This window comes from Pseudocitrobacter corydidari (assembly GCF_021172065.1).
Classification (GTDB): Bacteria; Pseudomonadota; Gammaproteobacteria; order Enterobacterales; family Enterobacteriaceae; genus Pseudocitrobacter; species Pseudocitrobacter corydidari.
In genome coordinates, this window is record NZ_CP087880.1 from 455,249 (window position 1) to 476,553 (window position 21,305).

13 protein-coding genes are annotated in these 21,305 nt (G+C 54.4%); 9 read left to right on the forward strand and 4 right to left on the reverse strand.

Annotation, left to right across the window (positions count from 1 at the left end):
• Nucleotides 1-2: 2 nt before the first annotated feature.
• Complete coding sequence (ubiG, locus tag G163CM_RS02065; protein WP_015963684.1) at nucleotides 3-725, reverse strand: bifunctional 2-polyprenyl-6-hydroxyphenol methylase/3-demethylubiquinol 3-O-methyltransferase UbiG; 723 nt, start codon at nucleotides 723-725, stop codon at nucleotides 3-5.
• Nucleotides 726-883: 158 nt separating this feature from the next.
• On the opposite strand from ubiG, the gene gyrA reads away from it, so the two are divergent.
• Together gyrA and rcsC are read left to right on the forward strand one after the other, a co-directional pair.
• The gene (gene gyrA / locus G163CM_RS02070) at nucleotides 884-3,520 is read left to right on the forward strand and encodes a DNA topoisomerase (ATP-hydrolyzing) subunit A (RefSeq protein WP_231826692.1); all 2,637 of its coding nucleotides are present in this window, start codon (nucleotides 884-886) and stop codon (nucleotides 3,518-3,520) included.
• Between the two features lie 121 nt (nucleotides 3,521-3,641).
• A complete protein-coding gene (gene rcsC, locus G163CM_RS02075) occupies nucleotides 3,642-6,491 on the forward strand; it encodes a two-component system sensor histidine kinase RcsC (protein WP_231826694.1) in 2,850 nt (949 codons plus the stop codon).
• A 45-nt stretch (nucleotides 6,492-6,536) separates the two neighbouring features.
• Here rcsC and rcsB read toward each other — a convergent pair whose 3' ends face one another.
• Nucleotides 6,537-7,187, reverse strand: a complete 651-nt coding sequence (gene rcsB / locus G163CM_RS02080; protein ID WP_015963687.1) for a response regulator transcription factor RcsB — start codon at nucleotides 7,185-7,187, stop codon at nucleotides 6,537-6,539.
• Nucleotides 7,188-7,203: 16 nt separating this feature from the next.
• Nucleotides 7,204-9,879, reverse strand: a complete 2,676-nt coding sequence (gene rcsD, locus G163CM_RS02085; protein ID WP_015963688.1) for a phosphotransferase RcsD — start codon at nucleotides 9,877-9,879, stop codon at nucleotides 7,204-7,206.
• A gap of 809 nt (nucleotides 9,880-10,688) precedes the next feature.
• Between rcsD and G163CM_RS02090 the strand changes: the two genes are divergently transcribed.
• The 6 genes from G163CM_RS02090 (at nucleotide 10,689) to mgtE (ending at nucleotide 18,058) form a co-directional block, all read left to right on the forward strand.
• Complete coding sequence (locus G163CM_RS02090) at nucleotides 10,689-11,819, forward strand: porin OmpC (protein WP_231826696.1); 1,131 nt, start codon at nucleotides 10,689-10,691, stop codon at nucleotides 11,817-11,819.
• 103 nt (nucleotides 11,820-11,922) lie between these two features.
• On the forward strand, nucleotides 11,923-12,975 hold the full coding sequence (apbE, locus tag G163CM_RS02095) for an FAD:protein FMN transferase ApbE (protein WP_231826697.1): 1,053 nt from the start codon (nucleotides 11,923-11,925) through the stop codon (nucleotides 12,973-12,975).
• Between the two features lie 72 nt (nucleotides 12,976-13,047).
• Nucleotides 13,048-14,112, forward strand: coding sequence for a bifunctional DNA-binding transcriptional regulator/O6-methylguanine-DNA methyltransferase Ada (ada, locus tag G163CM_RS02100; protein WP_231826698.1), 1,065 nt, complete (start codon nucleotides 13,048-13,050; stop codon nucleotides 14,110-14,112).
• Entirely contained in the window at nucleotides 14,112-14,762 is a 651-nt protein-coding gene (gene alkB / locus G163CM_RS02105) for a DNA oxidative demethylase AlkB (protein ID WP_231826699.1), read from the forward strand. The genes ada and alkB overlap by 1 nt, the downstream gene beginning before the upstream one ends.
• Before the next feature lie 76 nt (nucleotides 14,763-14,838).
• The gene (locus G163CM_RS02110; RefSeq protein WP_231826700.1) at nucleotides 14,839-16,482 is read left to right on the forward strand and encodes a multidrug ABC transporter permease/ATP-binding protein; all 1,644 of its coding nucleotides are present in this window, start codon (nucleotides 14,839-14,841) and stop codon (nucleotides 16,480-16,482) included.
• Between the two features lie 139 nt (nucleotides 16,483-16,621).
• Nucleotides 16,622-18,058, forward strand: a complete 1,437-nt coding sequence (gene mgtE, locus G163CM_RS02115) for a magnesium transporter (protein ID WP_015963694.1) — start codon at nucleotides 16,622-16,624, stop codon at nucleotides 18,056-18,058.
• Here the strand turns inward: mgtE and G163CM_RS02120 are convergent.
• Nucleotides 18,021-19,259, reverse strand: coding sequence for a SulP family inorganic anion transporter (locus tag G163CM_RS02120; RefSeq protein ID WP_231826701.1), 1,239 nt, complete (start codon nucleotides 19,257-19,259; stop codon nucleotides 18,021-18,023). The two genes, mgtE and G163CM_RS02120, sit on opposite strands and share 38 nt — an antisense overlap.
• Before the next feature lie 274 nt (nucleotides 19,260-19,533).
• On the opposite strand from G163CM_RS02120, the gene mqo reads away from it, so the two are divergent.
• A complete protein-coding gene (mqo, locus tag G163CM_RS02125; RefSeq protein ID WP_231826702.1) occupies nucleotides 19,534-21,186 on the forward strand; it encodes a malate dehydrogenase (quinone) in 1,653 nt (550 codons plus the stop codon).
• Nucleotides 21,187-21,305: the final 119 nt, after the last annotated feature.

Consider the following 21,305-nt stretch of genomic DNA (forward strand, 5'->3'; position numbering starts at 1 on the left):
AACTATTTATTTTTGGTATGCACCATGTAATTCACATCGACGCCCGGGGCCAGCTTAAAGGTGTTGGTCAGCGGGTTATAGTGCAGGCCAATCATATGCTGCTCGCGCAGGTCGGTCTCATCGACCCAGCTCAGCAGTTCGGCAGGCTTGATAAACTTCTTAATGTCATGCGTGCCTTTCGGCACCATTTTCAGAATGTATTCCGCACCGATCACCGCCATCAGCCAGGATTTGCCATTGCGGTTCAGGGTGGAGAAGAAAACGTGGCCACCCGGTTTCACCAGTTGCGCGCAGGCTTTGACCACTGATTGTGGGTCCGGCACGTGTTCCAGCATTTCCATGCAGGTCACGACGTCATACTGCTGCGCATGTTTCGCCGCGTGTTCTTCCACCGTTTCCTGCACGTAATCGACGTGAATGCCCGATTCCAGTGAGTGCAAACGCGCCACCTGCAACGGCTCGAAGCCCATATCCAGGCCGGTGACTTCCGCGCCTTCGCGCGCCATGCTCTCGGCAAGGATGCCGCCGCCGCAGCCGACATCCAGCACTTTCTTGCCGAAAAGGCCGTCAGCGCGTTCGGCGATATAGCCCAGACGCAGCGGGTTGATCCGATGCAGCGGTTTAAACTCGCCTTCGAGATCCCACCAGCGCGAAGCGACGGCTTCAAATTTGGCGATCTCGTCGTGGTCAACGTTGGGCGCTAACGTGTTTTTTTCGGCATTCATGGGCACTCCTGGTCCTTATTTCATTATTACCGCGAGTATATCAGCACAACGACGCGAATAAAGCTCTGGCAGAACGCTATAGGTTTACCTGTCTTTACGCGGTTGTGTTATAATTTGCGACCTTTGAATCCGGGATACAGTAGAGGGATAGCGGTTAGATGAGCGACCTTGCGAGAGAAATTACACCGGTCAACATTGAGGAAGAGCTGAAGAGCTCCTATCTGGATTACGCGATGTCGGTCATTGTTGGCCGTGCGCTGCCGGATGTCCGAGATGGCCTGAAGCCGGTACACCGTCGCGTACTTTACGCCATGAACGTATTGGGCAATGACTGGAACAAAGCCTACAAAAAATCTGCCCGTGTCGTTGGTGACGTAATCGGTAAATACCATCCCCATGGTGATTCCGCGGTGTATGACACCATCGTCCGTATGGCGCAGCCATTTTCATTGCGTTACATGCTGGTTGACGGTCAGGGTAACTTCGGTTCTATCGACGGCGACTCCGCGGCGGCAATGCGTTATACGGAAATCCGTCTGGCGAAAATTGCCCATGAGCTGATGGCCGATCTCGAAAAAGAGACGGTGGACTTCGTTGATAACTATGACGGCACGGAAAAAATTCCGGACGTCATGCCGACCAAAATTCCTAACCTGCTGGTGAACGGTTCTTCCGGTATCGCCGTTGGTATGGCCACCAACATTCCGCCGCATAACCTGACGGAAGTGATTAACGGCTGTCTGGCGTATATCGATGATGAAGACATCACCATCGAAGGCCTGATGGAACACATTCCGGGCCCGGACTTCCCGACTGCCGCTATCATTAACGGTCGTCGCGGTATTGAAGAAGCTTACCGTACCGGTCGTGGCAAAATTTATATTCGCGCCCGCGCGGAAGTGGAAACGGACGCGAAGTCTGGTCGTGAAACCATTATCGTGCACGAAATTCCGTATCAGGTGAACAAAGCACGCCTGATCGAGAAAATCGCCGAACTGGTAAAAGACAAACGCGTGGAAGGCATCAGCGCGCTGCGTGACGAGTCTGATAAAGACGGTATGCGCATCGTGATTGAAGTGAAACGCGATGCGGTGGGTGAAGTGGTTCTCAACAACCTCTACTCCCAGACCCAGCTACAGGTTTCCTTCGGTATCAACATGGTTGCGCTGCACCATGGCCAGCCGAAGATCATGAACCTGAAAGATATTCTTTCCGCGTTTGTACGTCACCGTCGCGAAGTCGTGACGCGCCGTACCATTTTCGAACTGCGTAAAGCGCGCGACCGTGCGCACATCCTTGAAGCGCTGGCCGTTGCGCTGGCGAACATCGACCCGATCATTGAACTGATCCGTCGTGCGCCGACCCCTGCGGAAGCAAAAGCAGGCCTGGTCGCTCAGCCCTGGGATCTGGGCAATGTTGCCGCCATGCTGGAACGTGCGGGTGATGACGCGGCGCGTCCTGAGTGGCTGGAGCCGGAATTCGGCGTTCGTGATGGTAAATACTACCTGACCGAACAGCAGGCACAAGCAATTCTGGATCTGCGTCTGCAGAAACTGACCGGCCTGGAGCATGAAAAACTGCTCGACGAATACAAAGAGCTGCTGGAACAGATCGCCGAACTGCTGCACATTCTGGGCAGCGCCGATCGTCTGATGGAAGTGATCCGCGAAGAGCTGGAGCTGGTGCGTGAGCAGTTTGGCGACAACCGTCGTACTGAAATCACCGCGAACACCGCAGACATCAACATCGAAGATCTGATCAGCCAGGAAGATGTTGTCGTCACCTTGTCTCACCAGGGTTACGTCAAATATCAGCCGCTTACCGATTACGAAGCGCAGCGTCGTGGCGGTAAAGGCAAATCAGCAGCACGTATTAAAGAAGAAGACTTTATCGACCGCCTGCTGGTGGCTAACACCCATGACACGATCCTCTGCTTCTCCAGCCGTGGTCGCCTGTACTGGATGAAGGTTTATCAGCTGCCGGAAGCCAGCCGAGGCGCGCGTGGCCGTCCGATCGTCAACCTGCTGCCGCTGGAAGCCGACGAACGTATCACCGCCATTCTGCCGGTACGCGAGTATGAAGAGGGCGTGAACGTCTTTATGGCGACCGCCAGCGGTACCGTGAAGAAAACGGCGCTGACCGAGTTCAGCCGTCCGCGTTCTGCCGGTATCATCGCCGTGAACCTGAACGAAGGCGACGAACTGATTGGCGTTGACCTGACGTCCGGTTCCGATGAAGTCATGCTGTTCTCTGCAGCCGGTAAAGTGGTGCGCTTCAAAGAAGACGCCGTCCGCGCCATGGGTCGTACGGCGACCGGTGTACGCGGCATTAAACTGGCAGGTGAGGACAAAGTCGTGTCCCTGATCATTCCACGTGGCGAAGGCGCAATCCTGACCGTCACCCAGAACGGTTACGGTAAACGTACTGCGGCGGAAGAGTATCCAACCAAGTCGCGCGCGACACAGGGTGTTATCTCGATCAAAGTGACCGAGCGTAATGGTTCCGTTGTGGGCGCGGTGCAGGTTGACGATTGCGATCAGATCATGATGATCACCGATGCCGGTACGCTGGTACGTACGCGTGTTTCCGAAGTGAGCATCGTCGGTCGTAACACCCAGGGCGTTATCCTCATCCGTACTGCGGAAGATGAAAACGTAGTGGGTCTGCAACGTGTGGCTGAACCGGTTGATGACGAAGAACTCGACGCCATCGACGGCAGCGCCGCCGAAGGTGACGATGAAATCGCACCGGAAACGGACACCGATGACGACGTAGCGGACGACGCTGACGAGTAAATCGTAAGACGTAACGATAAAGGCCGGTTATAAACCGGCCTTTTTTCTGCGTTGCGACAAATGGGTTTTACCGTTACCTTAACCACATCCTGTTAGCCTTTGATGGCGGAGTTTCGCCCCTTTGAAATATCTTGTCTCCTTTCGTACGACGCTTAAAGTCTCACGCTACCTTTTCCGGGCGCTGGCGCTGCTACTCTGGTTGCTGATTGCCCTCGCGTCGGTTTTCTATATCGTGAATGCCTTGCATCAGAAAGAGTCAGAGATACGTCAGGAATTTAACCTGAGTTCCGATCAGGCGCAGCGCTATATCCAGCGTACGTCGGATGTGATCAAAGAACTGAAGTACATTGCAGAGAACCGTCTTACGGCAACGAACGGCGTGCTGCCTCCCGCGTCGATAAAAGATAATACTGAAGTCCCGGACTTCGAGCCTCTGTTTGCCGATTCTGATTGCTCTGCGCTGGACGATGCGTGGCGCGGCTCGCTGGAGTCGCTTTCCTGGTTCCTGCGCTACTGGCGCGACAATTTCTCCGCCGCCTACGATCTCAACCGCGTCTTTTTAATTGGCAGCGAAAACCTGTGCATGGCGAACTTTGGCCTGCGGGATATGCCGATTGAACGCAACCAGGCGCTGAAAACCCTGCATGACCGCATCGTGAAGTATCGCAGTGCGCCGCAGGATGAGAGCGGCAGCAACCTGTTCTGGATTAGCCAGGGGCCGCGCCCGGGCGTCGGCTATTTCTATGCCTTAACGCCGGTCTATCTGGCAAACCGTTTGCAGGCGCTGCTGGGCGTTGAGCAAACCATCCGCATGGAAAACTTCTTCACGCCGGGTAGCTTGCCAATTGGTGTGACCATTCTTGATGAAAACGGTGATTCGCTGATCTCCCTCACCGGGCCGGATAGCAAACTGCGCATCGATCAACGCTGGATGCAGGAGCGCGCGTGGTTTGGCTACAGCAGCGGCTTCCGCGAACTGGTGCTGAAAAAGAATCTGCCGCCATCGTCGCTGAGCATTGTCTACTCCGTACCGGTGGACTTAGTGCTCGAGCGCATCCGCATGCTGATCCTCAACGCCGTGCTGCTCAATATCCTGACCGGGATCGCGCTGTTCACCATGGCGAGAATGTACGAGCGGCGGATATTTATTCCTGCCGAGTCTGACGCCCAGCGTCTGGAAGAGCATGAGCAGTTCAACCGTAAAATCGTCGCCTCCGCGCCGGTTGGCATCTGTATTCTGCGCACTCAGGACGGTACCAATATTCTGAGTAACGAACTGGCGCATAACTATCTGAATATGCTGACGCACGAAGACCGGCAGCGCTTAACGCAGATTATCTGTGGCCAGCAGGTTAACTTTGTCGATGTGCTGACCAGTAACAATACCAACCTGCAAATCAGCTTTGTGCATTCGCGCTATCGCAATGAAAACGTGGCAATTTGTGTGCTGGTAGACGTCAGCTCGCGCGTCAAAATGGAAGAGTCGTTGCAGGAGATGGCGCAGGCTGCGGAGCAGGCCAGCCAGTCGAAATCGATGTTCCTCGCCACCGTCAGCCACGAACTGCGTACGCCGCTGTATGGCATCATCGGTAACCTTGATTTGTTGCAAACCAAAGAGTTACCGAAAGGCGTCGGGCGTCTGGTGACGGCGATGAACAATTCCTCGAGCCTGCTTTTGAAAATTATCAGCGATATCCTCGATTTCTCGAAAATTGAATCTGAACAGCTGAAAATCGAACCGCGCGAGTTCTCACCGAAAGAGGTGATGAACCACATTACCGCCAACTATTTGCCGCTGGTGGTGCGTAAGCGGGTTGGAATGTACTGCTTTATCGAGCCCAATGTACCGCCGCAGATGCTCGGTGACCCGATGCGTTTGCAGCAGGTTATCTCCAATATTCTGAGTAATGCCATCAAGTTTACCGATATTGGCTGCATCATTTTGCATCTTAAACGTGAAGGCGATTACCTGAGTATCAGCATCCGTGATACCGGCGTGGGCATACCGGCGAAAGAGGTGGTACGCCTGTTTGACCCGTTCTTCCAGGTTGGAACCGGCGTGCAGCGCAACTTCCAGGGCACCGGGCTGGGGCTGGCGATTTGTGAGAAGCTTATCAACATGATGGACGGTGATATTGCCGTCGATACAGAACCGGGCATGGGCAGTCAGTTTACGGTGCGTATTCCGCTCTATGGCGCGCAGGCTGCCACGCCGCTGGTGATTGACGCGCTGGCGCAAAAACGCTGCTGGCTGGCGATTCGCAACGAGTCTCTGTATCAGTTTATTGAAACGCTGCTGACCTGGCACGGCGTGGACGTTCAGCGCTACGAAGGTGAAGAACCGGCGCAGGATGATCTGCTGATAACCGACGATGACCTGGAAAAACCGTGGACGGGCAGGGCAGCGGTGATCTTCTGTCGTCGCCATATCGGTATCCCTCTTGAACGCGCGCCGGGCGAATGGGTACACAGTATTGTTTCGCCGCACGAGTTAATGACTCTGCTGGGACGCATTTACCGCATCAAAGTCGGCAACGCGGATCACGCCGAGTCTTCATCGGCGCACGATGTGGCCGCCGACAGCAATGACGATATGATGATCCTCGTGGTGGACGATCATCCTATCAACCGTCGCCTGTTGGCGGATCAGTTAGGTACGCTTGGCTATCAGTGCATGACGGCGAATGACGGCGTTGATGCGCTCAATGTACTGAGCAAAAATCATATTGATATTGTGCTCAGCGACGTGAACATGCCGAACATGGATGGCTATCGTTTAACGCAGCGTATCCGTCAGCTTGGCCTGACGCTGCCGGTTGTCGGTGTGACCGCTAACGCACTGGCGGAAGAGAAACAGCGCTGTCTGGAATCAGGAATGGATAGCTGCCTGTCAAAACCGGTGACGCTGGATGTGCTGAAGCAAACGCTGGCGGTCTATGCGGCGCGGGTGAGAAAAACGCGGGAATCATAAGATAAAAAAATCCCCCGGCTGGCCGGGGGATTCATTCTTAGAGCATTACTCTTTATCTGTCGGGGAAAGCGTGACAGAAGAGAGATAGTTCAACAGCGCAATATCGTTTTCCACGCCCAGTTTCATCATCGCTGATTTTTTCTGGCTACTGATGGTCTTGATACTGCGATTCAGTTTCTTGGCAATCTCTGTCACCAGGAAACCTTCCGCGAACAGGCGCAACACTTCGCTCTCTTTTGGTGACAAACGTTTGTCGCCATAACCGCCCGCGCTGATTTTCTCCAGCAGGCGAGAGACGCTTTCCGGGGTGAATTTCTTCCCTTTTTGCAACGCGGCCAGCGCTTTAGGCAGGTCGGTCGGCGCACCCTGTTTCAGGACAATCCCTTCGATATCCAGATCCAGCACGGCGCTCAGAATAGCCGGGTTGTTATTCATGGTCAGAACGATAATGGAAATACCCGGGAAATGACGCTTAATGTATTTGATAAGCGTGATCCCATCGCCATATTTATCGCCCGGCATGGAAAGGTCGGTGATCAGGACGTGTGCATCCAGTTTCGGTAAATTGTTAATCAGCGCGGTGGAGTCTTCAAATTCGCCGACAACGTTGACCCACTCGATTTGTTCCAGTGATTTGCGAATACCAAACAGAACTATCGGATGATCATCGGCAATAATTACGTTCATATTATTCATAATAAAGGCTACCTTGCTACAGCAAGCTCTTGACGTAGGCGTCAATGTCGCTGACATATTTTTCTATGGCCGGAGCATCTTTCTCGCGAATTAAATGCTCAAGCGTTTCACACAACTGCTTGCCAGGAACCAGGTTAAGCATAGCAAACACCCCCTTCAGGCGGTGGGCTGTCTGTGCCAACGCGGCAAAATCACGCGCGTCGCATTCAGTATACAGCCTGCTAACATCTTCCGGTACCGTATCAACAAACAGCGCATAATAGCCGCTGGCCTGAAGCTCGGCGTTTTCATCGCCGCCAAGAGGTGATTCCGTGACCTCTTCCTGTGCCAGTTGCTCTTCAATAAGCTGAAGGACTGCGTCCTGCATAGCATTACTGATATTAAAGTTAACACGCAGTTGGCCAGGGCCAATTTTGCGTATCCCAGCTTCATCATCGCTTAAAAGCAAGCCCGAAGCAGTAAGATTAGACGGATTATCTGTTAAAAAGATATCAAATTCTTGACTCGTTGCCCTTTCGTCCGGCGTGATGCAGGTCGCACCCCAGCTTTCCAGCTGACGCGTCACGATGGTGCGAATCTCGTTAGAGGTGATATCCACCATCGCAACCACGTCGTCCAGCAGGCGCTCTTCCTGCTCGCCTTCTTCTTCGCGCGGCGCCATCTTGACGTGCAGCGAGTAGCGGGTGCCCAACGATTCGCGCGCTTTAATATTCAGATGCCCGCCCAGCTTGCGTGCCAGTTGGTCACACAGCCAGAAGGTGAGGGCGTTCGCTTTACCGTAACGGTCGGACTGGGTGTCGTTCAGATACGGGAAATGCAGGTTATCAATTTCACCGTGCGAGACGCCGTTGCCGGTATCCAGAATGCGGAAGGTCAGGCGCTCGCCCGCAGACTCATCGGCGTTTACTTCCAGCGTAATTTTGCCAATCTGGGTCGTGGTTACCGCGTACTGAATAAGCAGCAACAGAATACGGCGCAAGGCATCGCGATCGCCGTGACGCTGCTCTTTGGCCGGAAGCTGGTTGTTGATTAGCAGTTGCAGGCCTTTACGTTTGATCGCGGGCAGGACTTCAGGCACCACTTCATCAATCAAATCCTGTAGCGAGAAGAGCGTGGATGCGCCTTTCCAGCTATCATTTTCCAGCATATTGGCGAGCTGAATTTCATCCACCAGGCGGACCAGCAGATCGGCGTTGTTCGCTAGCTTCTGGCTTTCCGTGGTATCTATCGCGGCGGCCTCGGCGGCCAGCGTTTTGATAGGTTGCTTTAAGGTGTCGCTGATATTCTGCATAAAGGCCGCGCGGCCCTGCTGGTTTTTCTCATACAGACGCTGCGCCTGCTTGAGCTTCTTATTCACCAGCACTTCGCGGTCTTGATCGCGAATAATAAAGATCTGCATCCGTGGCGAGACCTGACTGCGGAACTGGCGAATTTCGTACAGCTCATTATTAATAGTGGCCTGAATCACCCCCTGATGCTGATCCGCCATGCTGGTGATATTTTGCAGGTTGAGGTGCGGCAACAGGTGATCGGCGATTTTATTGCTGATTAACGTACGGTTCGATTCTTGATCGTGTACCAGCAGCCCCAGTGGCAGCAGCGAGACAATCTCTTCATTAATCGCGCGCAGTAAACGTAGTTCATTATTGGCACCCGACACCGGCGCGGTAGCTGCGCTTTTGCGGCCCGTCTGATGACGGAACGTGGAGTAACCGAACAGCGCCAGCGCCAGCAGGCCGATATTCAGCAGCAGCGGTAGCATGATGTTCTGGAAGGTATCCAGCAACAGCGTGCCAAACGGGACCTGCCACACCAGACGCATGCCGGTCGAATTCAGCGATGAAGAGATCTCAATACGCGAGCTGTTGAAGTTAATCGCGACGCTATCACTGGGCTCTTTATCCTGGCTGCGCAGGGCGTTCTGCGACGGGTCCTGCTCGAGGCGGAAACTGTCGAGCGACATCGCTGGCGGCACCAGATCGTTAATCGGCAGGTCAAACGCCACCACCGTCGCAAGATGTCCCGGCTGGTTAAAGGTGGTGCGCAAAGTGAAGTAGTGGCCGTTTTGCCACGCCAGACGGCGCAGGGAAGAGAAGGTTTCACGTTCGTCCAGCGTATTCGCCTGCTGAAGCATCTCGGCGCGGCGCGAATCGACGATGTTTCCCACCGTGGATTCTTTAAACCCGGAAGAGAGATCTTTTAGCGGCAGCGTAGAAATCAGGATCAGGCTGTTGTCCTGGCCGTTCAGGTAATACATCGACCAAGGGATGGTTTCCGCGCCCCACAGCGTATCGAGATAGGTGGACATGCGCTGGGTAATTTCCAGCGTCGAGCTGTCGTGGGAGCCGAAAATCAGCGCCTCGGTTTTGCGTCGCGGTTTTTCCAGGTAGTAGACGTCCTGCTTAAGGCGCGTTTCCTGCAACCCTTCGCTGGAGGTCGCCGTAGAGGGGGCGGCAGCAATGTTGTCGTAAATCTGCCAGGTCGCATAACGCCAGGTATCAATGCGCTTATGCACGGCATGGGTCATGTCGACTATCTGATAGCTTTTGTCCTTCAGCCACGCGTTTACTGCGCTCTGAATCATCACGCCCATCGTTACCAGCAATACGATGATCATTAACAGGAAGAAGCGGGTGATGCTGCCCGGCAGCAGGGAAAATTTACCGGACGTTTTCTTGTCAGACTGACTCATTGGCGTGTGTAACCCATCATAACGGCATCTGAATGAGAATATGCTCAGACATAGGTGAGCGTGAAACGTCTTAACCTGTTTTGCGCGGCGAACCCACGTCAAATTCTGTGTAACAGGCGAGAGTACAGCAGGCAGTATAAAGGGAACTGTGCCAATTGCCATACTTCAGCGGGTTTCAGCCTCTGAAATGGAGAAAAAATGCGGCTAATAAAGAGGGGAGAGAGGGGAATTGGGGTGTTTGGGTTAAGTAAAACTGGCACGAATTAACGCAGAATATTGTATGAAAATTATGTTAGCAATTTGTTATGAGTTCTGCGTATGATTAATTAATGACCGTTATAATTCAGGAGGGTTAGCATACAACGATTAAAGTTACGTAAAGAAAGGTAAAAAAAACCGGATGCGATGCATCCGGTGGAATTAGGGGTAAACAGACATTCAGAACTGAATGACGGTAATAAATAAAGTTAATGATGATAGCGATATCTATTTTAGTTGCGGGTGAAACTTTTGTTTTACCATTCAGTGCTATACCTGTAACCAATTTTAATTGATTGATAATGAAGGATTATTTCAAAACTCTTTGTTTATCCGTGCTATTTTTCTTACCCATTTGTGCGAAAAAAAGTTCCGAAGAATTTACATCTTGAAACATCTATATGGATAAATGAAACACCTTTAAGGTTTTAGTATCATTTTGGTGTTGGATTATTCTGCATTTTGCAGCACAATGGGTTCGCCGACTGGTTAATGAGGGTTGACCAGTAAGCAGTGGCATATAAAAAGGCATATAACAGAGGGTTATTAACATGAAAGTTAAAGTACTGTCCCTCCTGGTACCAGCACTGCTGGTAGCGGGCGCAGCAAATGCGGCTGAAATTTATAACAAAGACGGCAACAAATTAGATCTGTACGGTAAAATCGACGGTCTGCACTACTTCTCCGATGACAATGGCGTAGACGGCGACCAGACCTACATGCGTATCGGCGTTAAAGGCGAGACTCAGATTCAGGACCAACTGACCGGTTACGGCCAGTGGGAATACAACGTTCAGGCGAACAATACTGAAGATTCCAGCGATCAGGCGTGGACTCGTCTGGCATTCGCCGGTCTGCGCTTCGGTGATGCAGGTTCCTTCGACTACGGTCGTAACTACGGCGTTGTTTACGACATCACTTCCTGGACCGACGTTCTGCCGGAATTCGGCGGCGACACCTACGGTTCTGACAACTTCCTGCAGTCTCGTGCTAACGGCGTTGCAACCTACCGTAACACTGACTTCTTCGGTCTGGTTGATGGCCTGAACTTTGCTCTGCAATACCAGGGTAAAAACGGCAGCGTGAGCGGCGAAGGTACGACTAACAATGGTCGTGGCGATCTGAAACAGAACGGTGACGGCTTCGGCGGCTCCCTGTCTTATGACATCGGTGAAGGCTTCAGCGTGGGTGGTGCGATTGCCAGCTCTAAACGTACTGATGCTCAGAACACCAACCCGGACTTTGGTCGTGGCGATAAAGCGACTACCTATACCGGTGGTCTGAAATATGATGCGAATAACATCTATTTGGCTGCGCAGTACACCCAGTCTTATAATGCGACTCGCTTTGGTAAAGTTACCGATACTACGTCCTTCGGTGGATATGCTGATAAAGCGCAGAACTTTGAAGTTGTTGCACAGTATCAGTTCGACTTCGGTCTGCGTCCGTCCGTTGCTTACCTGCAGTCTAAAGGCAAAGACCTCGTAGCTGCTGGTGGCCGTGACTTCGGCGACCAGGATCTGGTTAAATACGTTGATGTTGGCGCGACCTACTACTTCAACAAAAACATGTCTACCTATGTTGATTACAAAATCAACCTGCTGGATGACAACACCTTCACCCGCGCTGCTGGCATCTCTACCGATGACGTCGTAGCACTGGGTCTGGTTTACCAGTTCTAATCGACTGCGAACCTGCAAAAAAGGAGCCGAAAGGCTCCTTTTTTATGCCCTGTTTAAGCGAATTGGTGTACTCTTGCGCGCATTGCAGGAGAAATAATACCGGATGGAAATGAATATCTTACGTGCGGCTCTGGTCAGCGCCGCGTTACTGCTTGCTGGATGCGATAACGCCAGTACCGCCGTGCCGTCAAAAGAAACCGCAACGGTGCTTGAAGGCAAGACAATGGGCACCTTCTGGCGCGTGAGCGTGGTAGATATCGATAAAAAACGTGCCGATGAACTACGCGAAAAAATCCAGACGCAGCTTAATGGCGACGACCAGTTGCTCTCAACGTGGAAAAACGACTCTGCGCTGATGCGCTTTAACCTCTCTTCCAGCACTGCGCCGTGGCCGGTTACCGAAGCGATGGCGGATATCGTCACCGAATCCCTGCGTATCGGGCAAAAAACCCAGGGCGCGATGGACGTTACCATCGGCCCGCTGGTGAATCTGTGGGGCTTTGGTCCGGATAAACAGCCGGTCAGTACGCCGACGCAGGAACAAATCGATGCGGCAAAAGCGAAAACCGGCTTGCAGCATCTGACGGTGATTAACACCGCAGGCCGCCAGTATCTGCAAAAAGATCTCCCGGAACTCTATGTTGATCTTTCAACCGTTGGCGAAGGCTATGCGGCGGATCATCTTGCGCGCCTGATGGGCCAGGAGGGGATCTCACGTTACCTGGTCTCCGTTGGCGGCGCACTCTCAAGTCGGGGCATGAATGCGGAAGGTCGCCCGTGGCGCGTGGCGATTCAAAAACCGACCGATAAAGAGAACGCGGTACAGGCGATTGTCGATATCAACGGTCACGGGATCAGCACGTCCGGCAGCTATCGCAACTACTACGAGCTTGACGGTCAGCGAATCTCTCACGTTATCGACCCGCAAACCGGCCGACCCATTACCCACAAACTGGTTTCCGTGACGGTGATTGCGCCGACGGCGCTGGAAGCCGATGCCTGGGATACCGGCCTGATGGTTCTCGGCCCGGAAAAAGCCAAAGAAGTGGTGCGCGAACAGGGGCTGGCGGTGTACATGATCATGAAAGAGGGTGATAACTTCACTACCTGGATGTCACCGCAGTTCAAAGCGTTTCTGGTGAACGGTAAAAATTAAAAAGCAAGATTGCCGGTTTTTTGCTGTCTCCTCCAGGGCAAAGTCGTCATACACTTACTGGAGGAGCCTGATATGACATCTCACACTTTCCATACTGATGAGCGCCGCTGGCAGGCGGTGCTTGAGCGCGATGCCGGAGCCGACGGGCAGTTTGTCTTTGCGGTCCGCACCACCGGTATTTTTTGTCGCCCCTCCTGCAAAGCGCGCCATGCGTTGCGCCAGAATGTGCAATTTTATCCTGATGCTGATGCGGCGCTGCAGGCCGGTTTTCGCCCCTGTAAACGCTGCCAGCCGGATACGCTCGATCCCCAGTTGCAAAAAGTGAACAAAGTGGCGATAGCCTGTCGAATGCTCGAACAGGATGCGCCCGTTACCCTGGACGCGCTGGCCGAGGCGGTGGCTGTCAGTCCCTACCATTTCCACCGTTTGTTTAAGTCGGTCACCGGCGTCACGCCAAAAGCGTGGCAGCAAGCGTGGCGCGCCCGGCGCCTGCGTGACGCGCTGGCGGAAGGCGAGGCGGTGACCCATGCCGTACTCAACGCTGGTTTCCCGGATAGCAGCAGCTACTATCGCCATGCCGATCGGCTGCTTGGTATGACGGCAAAACAGTATCGACGCGGCGGTGAAGAGGCGGTTATCCAATATGCGCTGGAAGATTGCCGATTCGGACGTTGCCTGGTGGCGCTGAGCACGCGTGGCATCTGCGCCGTGCTGTTGGGCGATAGTGATGCCCAGCTGACGACAGAGCTTCAGCAACTTTTCCCCTCGGCGCAATCGCAGCAGGGTAGCCCGGCTTTTCACCAGCAAATTCATGAGGTGGTGAGGCGGCTGGATGATCAACAGTTGCCGCTGAATTTACCGCTGGATATTCGCGGCACCGCCTTTCAGCAGCAGGTCTGGCAGGCACTGTGTGCGATTCCGCTGGGTGAAACGCGCAGCTATCAACAAATCGCCACGGCTATTGGTAATCCGAAAGCCGTGCGCGCGGTGGCCGGTGCCTGTGCGGCAAACAAACTGGCGATCGTTATTCCGTGCCATCGCGTGGTACGTGAAGATGGCAGCCTGTCGGGATACCGCTGGGGCGTGGGGCGCAAAGCGGCGCTGCTGGCGGATGAGAAAAATGCCGGAGGGAAATAATGCTCGATCTCTTTGCCGATGAAGCACCCTGGCAGGAACCGCTGGCGGCGGGCGCCGTCATCCTTCGTCGCCAGGCGCTAAGCCAGTCCAGCGAACTGCTGGCGGCGATTGAACAGGTCGCCGCGCTGTCACCGTTTCGCCAGATGGTGACGCCCGGCGGCTATACCATGTCGGTGTCGATGACCAACTGCGGCCCGCTTGGCTGGAGTACCGATCGGCACGGTTACTGCTATACGGCGCGCGATCCGCTGACGGGCAAATCCTGGCCGTCCATGCCTGATGTGTTCCGCAGGCTGGCGCTGGAAGCGGCGACGCTGGCGGGCTATGCCGATTTTTCGCCGGACGCCTGCCTGATTAACCGCTACCTTCCGGGCGCGAAACTGTCGCTGCATCAGGATAAAGACGAAGCCACGCTGAGCGCACCGATTGTATCGGTTTCGCTGGGCTTGCCCGCCGTGTTCCAGTTTGGCGGCCTGAAACGTAACGATCCGCTCCAGCGCGTGCTGCTGGAACATGGCGATGTGGTGGTATGGGGCGGCGAATCGCGCCTCTTTTATCACGGTATTCAGCCGCTCAAACCGGGTCACCATCCACAGGTTGGCTCACTGCGCTATAACCTCACGTTTCGTCATGCAGGTAATCAAGAATAAAAATAAGAATTATTCTTGATGTACTCGTACGGCAGTTTACACTGCACGCTGTTTTTATTTTCCGGGTTGCTGTTTTATGGAACTTCTCCTGCTTGTCTGGCGCCAGTACCGCTGGCCATTTATTGCCGTTATGGCGCTGAGTTTGTTGAGCGCGGCGTTGGGGATTGGGCTGATTGCCTTCATTAATCTGCGTTTAATCACGACGGTAGATATGTCACTGACAGTGCTGCCAGAGTTTCTCGGGCTGCTGCTATTGCTGATGGCGGTTACGCTGGGTTCGCAGCTGGCGCTGACCACGCTCGGACATCACTTTGTTTATCGTCTGCGCAGCGAATTCATTAAACGTATTCTGGACACCCAGGTTGAACGCATCGAAAAACTCGGCAGCGCGGCGCTGCTGGCGGGCCTGACCAGCGATGTGCGGGCGATCACCATCGCTTTCGTCCGTCTGCCGGAACTGGTGCAGGGAATTATTCTGACCTTTGGATCCGCCGCTTACCTGGCATTTCTGTCGACCAAAATGCTGCTGGTGACCGCGCTGTGGATGGCGCTGACCATCTGGGGCGGCTTTGTGCTGGTGGCGCGGGTCTATAAACATATGGCGATTCTGCGTGAGACGGAAGATGCGCTGTATCAGGATTACCAGACCGTGCTGGAAGGGCGCAAAGAGCTCACCCTCAACCGGGAACGCGCTGAGTATGTCTTTAAGCAGCTCTATATTCCTGACGCGAAAAGCTACCGTCACCATATTGTGCGTGCGGATACTTTCCACCTGAGCGCGGTGAACTGGTCGAATATTATGATGCTGGGCGCCATCGGCCTGGTCTTCTGGATGGCAAACAGTCTGGGTTGGGCGGATACCGCCGTGGCGGCGACATACTCGCTGACGCTGCTGTTCCTGCGCACGCCGCTGTTATCGGCCGTTGGCGCGCTGCCGACGTTGCTCAGCGCGCAGGTGGCGTTCAAAAAGCTCAACACCTTCTCGCTTGCCCCTTACCAGGCGGAATTCCCGGTGCCAAAAGCGTATCCGAACTGGCAAACGCTCGAACTGCGCGATGTAGAGTTTCACTATGAAGACAACACTTTCGCCGTGGGCCCGATTAATCTGACGCTCCATCGCGGCGAACTGGTGTTCCTGATTGGCGGCAACGGCAGCGGTAAATCGACGCTCGCGATGCTGCTTACCGGGCTCTATCAACCGGTTAAAGGGCAGATTCTGCTGGATGGCAAACCGCTGGCGGCGGACAAACCGGAAGATTACCGTAAGCTGTTCTCAGCGGTCTTCACTGACGTCTGGCTGTTTGACCAGTTGCTGGGGCCGGAAGGAAAACAGGCCGACCCGGCGCTGGTGGATAAGTGGCTGGAACAGCTGAAAATGGGGCATAAGGTGAAGCTGGAAAACGGCAAAATCCTTGACCTTAAACTCTCTAAAGGGCAGAAGAAGCGCGTGGCGCTGCTGCTGGCGTTAGCGGAAGAACGAGACATCATTATGCTGGATGAGTGGGCCGCCGATCAGGATCCGCACTTCCGCCGTGAGTTCTACCAGATATTGCTTCCGCTGATGCAACAGATGGGTAAAACGGTCTTTGCTATCAGCCACGACGACCACTACTTCATCCATGCCGATCGTCTGCTGGAGATGCGCAATGGTCAATTGAGTGAGCTTACCGGTGAGGAACGCGACGCCGCCTCGCGCGATGCGGTCGCCCGAACGGCCTAACCTGATGAAAAAAGCGGCATTCGCCGCTTTTTTTATGAGTATTAAAATGCTGTTTATTATTATTTACATTACTCCACGCTATGCTTAATGCTCCCGGCCTACCTGCCGGGCATTCATATGACCGAAAGGATGACCGGCAATGTCCGCAATAATGAAAAACAGCGCGAAGCTACGTGATGAAGAGCGCGCGCGTCTTATCTGGCTCTTAACCACCGATAAAGCCATTACCTCCGTTCTGCTGGGCAAACTGACGCTCGCCGAGCAGTATGATGAGAGCACCCTGATTGACGACCTCGCGGAAGTGAGTGCGCTGGTGGCGCATCTTCCTGGCCCGGACCTGGCGGACGTTCTGGAGGCATTGCCCTCCGATGAACGTCACGCGTTATGGAACGTGGTGGAAGATGACAAGCGCGGCAAAGTGTTGCTTGAAGCATCGGAGAACGTCTGGGACGACCTCATTGACGATATGAGCGACCGGGCGTTGCTCGATGCACTGCAAACGCTGGACATCGACGAACAGATTTACCTGGTTCAGCACCTGCCGCGCGATTTAACCGGACGCCTGCTGGCAACGCTCCCGCCGTCCGAGCGCGCCCGCGTGCGTCAGGTGATGAACTATGCTCACGATCGCGTCGGCTCGATCATGGAGTTCGAGGTTATTACCGTGCGCCCGGAAGTGACGCTGGCGACCGTGCAGCGCTACCTGCGTCGGCTGGGAAAAATGCCGGAAAACACCGATAAACTGTTCGTCACGCGGCGGGATATGACGCTGGTTGGCGAGCTGGAATTGACCACCATTTTGCTCAGCCCGGCACAAAGCACTGTTGAAGCGGTGATGGGATCCGAGCCGGTGGCTTTCCACCCGGAAGAGGAGTCGGAAAAGGTGGCGCGTACCTTCGAACGTGACAACCTGGTCAGCGCCGCGGTTATCGATCAGCAGGGCAAACTGATGGGACGTTTGACCATCGATGAGATCGTTGACGTGGTGTACGAAGAGACGGACAGCGATCTGCGTCGCATGGGTGGCCTGAGTGCCGAAGAGGACGTGTTTGCGCCAGTGACCAAAGCGGTGAAAACCCGTTGGGCGTGGCTGGCGATCAACCTGTGCACCGCATTTATTGCTTCGCGCGTGATCGATGGCTTTGAACATACCATTTCGCAGCTGGTGGCGCTGGCGTCGTTAATGCCGATCGTCGCAGGAATTGGCGGTAACACCGGGAACCAGACTATTACCATGATCGTTCGTGCGCTGGCGCTACAGCAGATCCAGCCGGGCAACTTCTCGTTTCTGATCCTGCGTGAAATGGGCGTGGCGTTGATTAACGGCCTGGTGTGGGGCGGGATCATGGGCTGCGTCACCTGGCTGCTTTACAGCGACCCGCACCTGGGTGCGGTGATGACGCTGGCGATGGTATTGAACCTGCTGGTCGCGGCGCTAATGGGCGTACTGATCCCGATGATCATGGTGAAGTTTGGCCGCGACCCGGCGGTAGGCTCCAGCGTGATGATCACCGCCATCACCGACACCGGCGGCTTCTTCATTTTCCTTGGGCTGGCGACGATTTTTCTGCTTTAACCGCAAGCTTTTCTTTCAGGCGGGCAGGGATCAGCACCATGCAAACCACGCCCGCCAGCACGCCAATCGCCAGGTTGTCGGTGCTGACGGTTGCCGCGACAGTTAGCAGCATCACCACAGTTTCTGGCCACGGGGCGCGTCTCAGCGTTGCGGGCTGGACGCTGTGCCAGCTAAAGGTTTTGAACGCCACAATCACCATAATACCGGCCAGCACCGACATCGGAATGTCCGCCATCACCTTGCTTAACGCCGTCACCAATAGCAGCAGCACCAGGCCTGCCATGATCGTTGAAACGCGACTGCGGCCTTTGCCCATCTCAACGTTGACAATCGTCTGACCAATCATCGCGCAACCCGCGATGCCTCCATAAAAACCGGCCAGAATGTTGGCGATACCAAGCCCGGCGCTTTCGCGCGCTTTGTTTGACGGCGTCGCGGTCAAATCATCGACCAGCTTTGCCGTCAGCAACGACTCCATTAGCCCGACAAACGCAATGCTCAGCGCGCAGGGCCAGATAATGTTCAGAGTGTCGAGATTCAGCGGCACTAGCAACTGCGTCAGGCCGGGCAGGCCGCCGCTCATCGAACCTTCATCGCCAACGGTCGGCAGCAGCTGACCGCTGGTGACGGTGAATACGGTTAACAGCACGATGGCAATCAGCGGTGACGGCACGCTTTTAATTACTCGCGGTGCCCACAGCACAATCAGCAGGGTCGCGACGAAGAGCGCGATAATCAGCGGATTACGGCTCCAGAAATGCGGCACCTGGGCGAAGAAGATCAGCACGCCTAGCGCGTTGACAAAACCGGTCATCACCGGCTGCGGAATAAACCGCATCAACCGTGCCATACCGCACAGGCCGAACAGAATTTGAATCACGCCAGCCATCACCACGGCGGGCAGAATGTAACCGACGCCGTGTTGATGCACCATCGGCCCGATGACCAGCGCCACAGAACCGGCAGCGGCAGTCACCATCGCCGGACGCCCGCCGAGAAATGACATCGCCAGACACAGTACCACCGAGGCAATCAAACTGACTTTAGGGTCGACGCCAGCAATCACGGAAAAGGAGATGACTTCGGGGATCAGTGCCAGTGCGGTAATGACGCCAGCCAGCGTTTCGCGCAGCAGCAGTTTGGGCGAGCGCATTACGTAAAGGATGCGGCCATCCTGGGGAGTAAAAGGGGTGTCTGACATGGGATCTTCATTGGTTATCGATAGCCGGTTTTCTATAAGCCGTACTTTCGTGCTATTTATCACAAAACGGAGCAGTTTACCGCTCTATGTCACAGAATGCCAATACAAAAATTTAATTGACGTATACATTTATTAAACATTTTGATAACAGGTCTCAAAACACAACTTAAAATTTAAACAATATTTAAATTTTAAGTTGCTGGTGATACCGTATACCCACGAATTGTTTTTACCTGCGTGTAACAAATCGCATCTCAAGTAAGGCCTCCCTACAATGAAGAAAAAGACAGCTGTACCCAATGCACAGAAAGCGGGTTCCGATACTGCTTCTGTTGTGGCCAAAACCAACTCCCGCGTTATACACGAGACGGATGTTTTGTTGATCGGTGGTGGTATTATGAGCGCTACGCTGGGTACCTGGCTGCAAGAGCTGGAACCGAACTGGTCGATCACCATGGTCGAGCAAATGGAAAGCGTCGCGGAAGAGAGTTCCAACGGCTGGAACAACGCAGGCACCGGCCACTCCGCGCTGATGGAGCTCAACTATACGCCGCAGAAAGCGGATGGTTCCGTCAGCATTGAAAAAGCTATCGACATCAACGAAGCGTTCCAGGTTTCTCGCCAGTTCTGGGCGCACCAGGTGAAACGCGGCGTCCTCACGCAGCCGAAATCCTTTATTAACACCGTCCCGCACATGAGCTTTGTCTGGGGCGATGCGAACGTCAACTTCCTGCGCGCGCGCTACCGTGCGCTTCAGCAGAACCCGCTGTTCCGCGGAATGCGCTACTCCGAAGATCATCAACAGATTAAAGAGTGGGCGCCGCTGGTGATGGAAGGGCGCGACCCGCAGCAGAAAATTGCCGCGACGCGCACTGAAGCCGGTACCGATGTGAACTACGGCGAGATCACCCGCCAGCTGATTTCCTCGTTGCAGATGCATAAGAACTTCAATCTGCAGCTTAATACGGTAGTGCGTCGTTTCCGCCAGAATGCAGACAAGAGCTGGACCATCACCGTATCTGATGCCAATAACAGCCACGCGAAACGCACCATTAAAGCCAAATTTATCTTTATCGGCGCGGGCGGTGCGGCGTTGAAACTGCTGCAACAGACCAAAATTCCGCAGGCGAAAGAGTATGCCGGCTTCCCGGTTGGCGGCCAGTTCCTGGTGTGCGAAAACCCGGACGTGGTGAATCATCATCTGGCGAAAGTGTATGGTCAGGCCGATGTTGGCGCGCCGCCGATGTCGGTGCCGCATATTGATACCCGCGTGATTGACGGCAAACGCGTCATTCTGTTCGGGCCATTCGCGACCTTCTCAACGCGTTTCCTGAAAAACGGTTCCCTGTGGGATCTGCTGGCGTCGATCAACAAATCGAACATCATGCCGATGATCAACGTCGGGATGGACAACTTCGATCTGGTGAAATATCTGGTCAGCCAGGTGCTGCAAAAGGACAAAGATCGTCACGCCGCGCTGCGTGAATATTATCCGATGGCGCAGAAAGGCGACTGGCGTTTGTGGCAGGCGGGGCAGCGCGTGCAGATTATCAAACGTGATGCACAGAAAGGCGGGGTTCTGCGTTTGGGCACAGAAGTGGTGAGCGACGATGAAGGTACCGTAGCGGCACTGCTCGGTGCGTCACCGGGTGCGTCTACCGCTGCGCCAATCATGCTGCAACTGCTGGAAAAAGTGTTCCATGAGAAAATGCAGACTGCGGCCTGGCAGGCGAAAATCAAAGCCGTGGTGCCGACTTACGGCTCGCGCCTGAACGAACATCCGCAGGCGATTGAAGAGACCCTGGCGCATACCAGTGAAGTGCTGGAACTGAGCTACGTGCCGGTTCGTGATGCCGATCCTACCCCGCAACCGCAGACTAAATCGCAGCCGGTGGTGGTGAATGAGATGGCGGATATTGCGCTGTAAATGCTAAAAAGCCCCGAATGCGGGGCTTGAGATTGCCAATGCCTGATGCGCCAGGCTTATCAGGCCTACATAAAAACTGCAATGTATTGAATTTGCATGAGTTTGTAGGCCGGATAAGG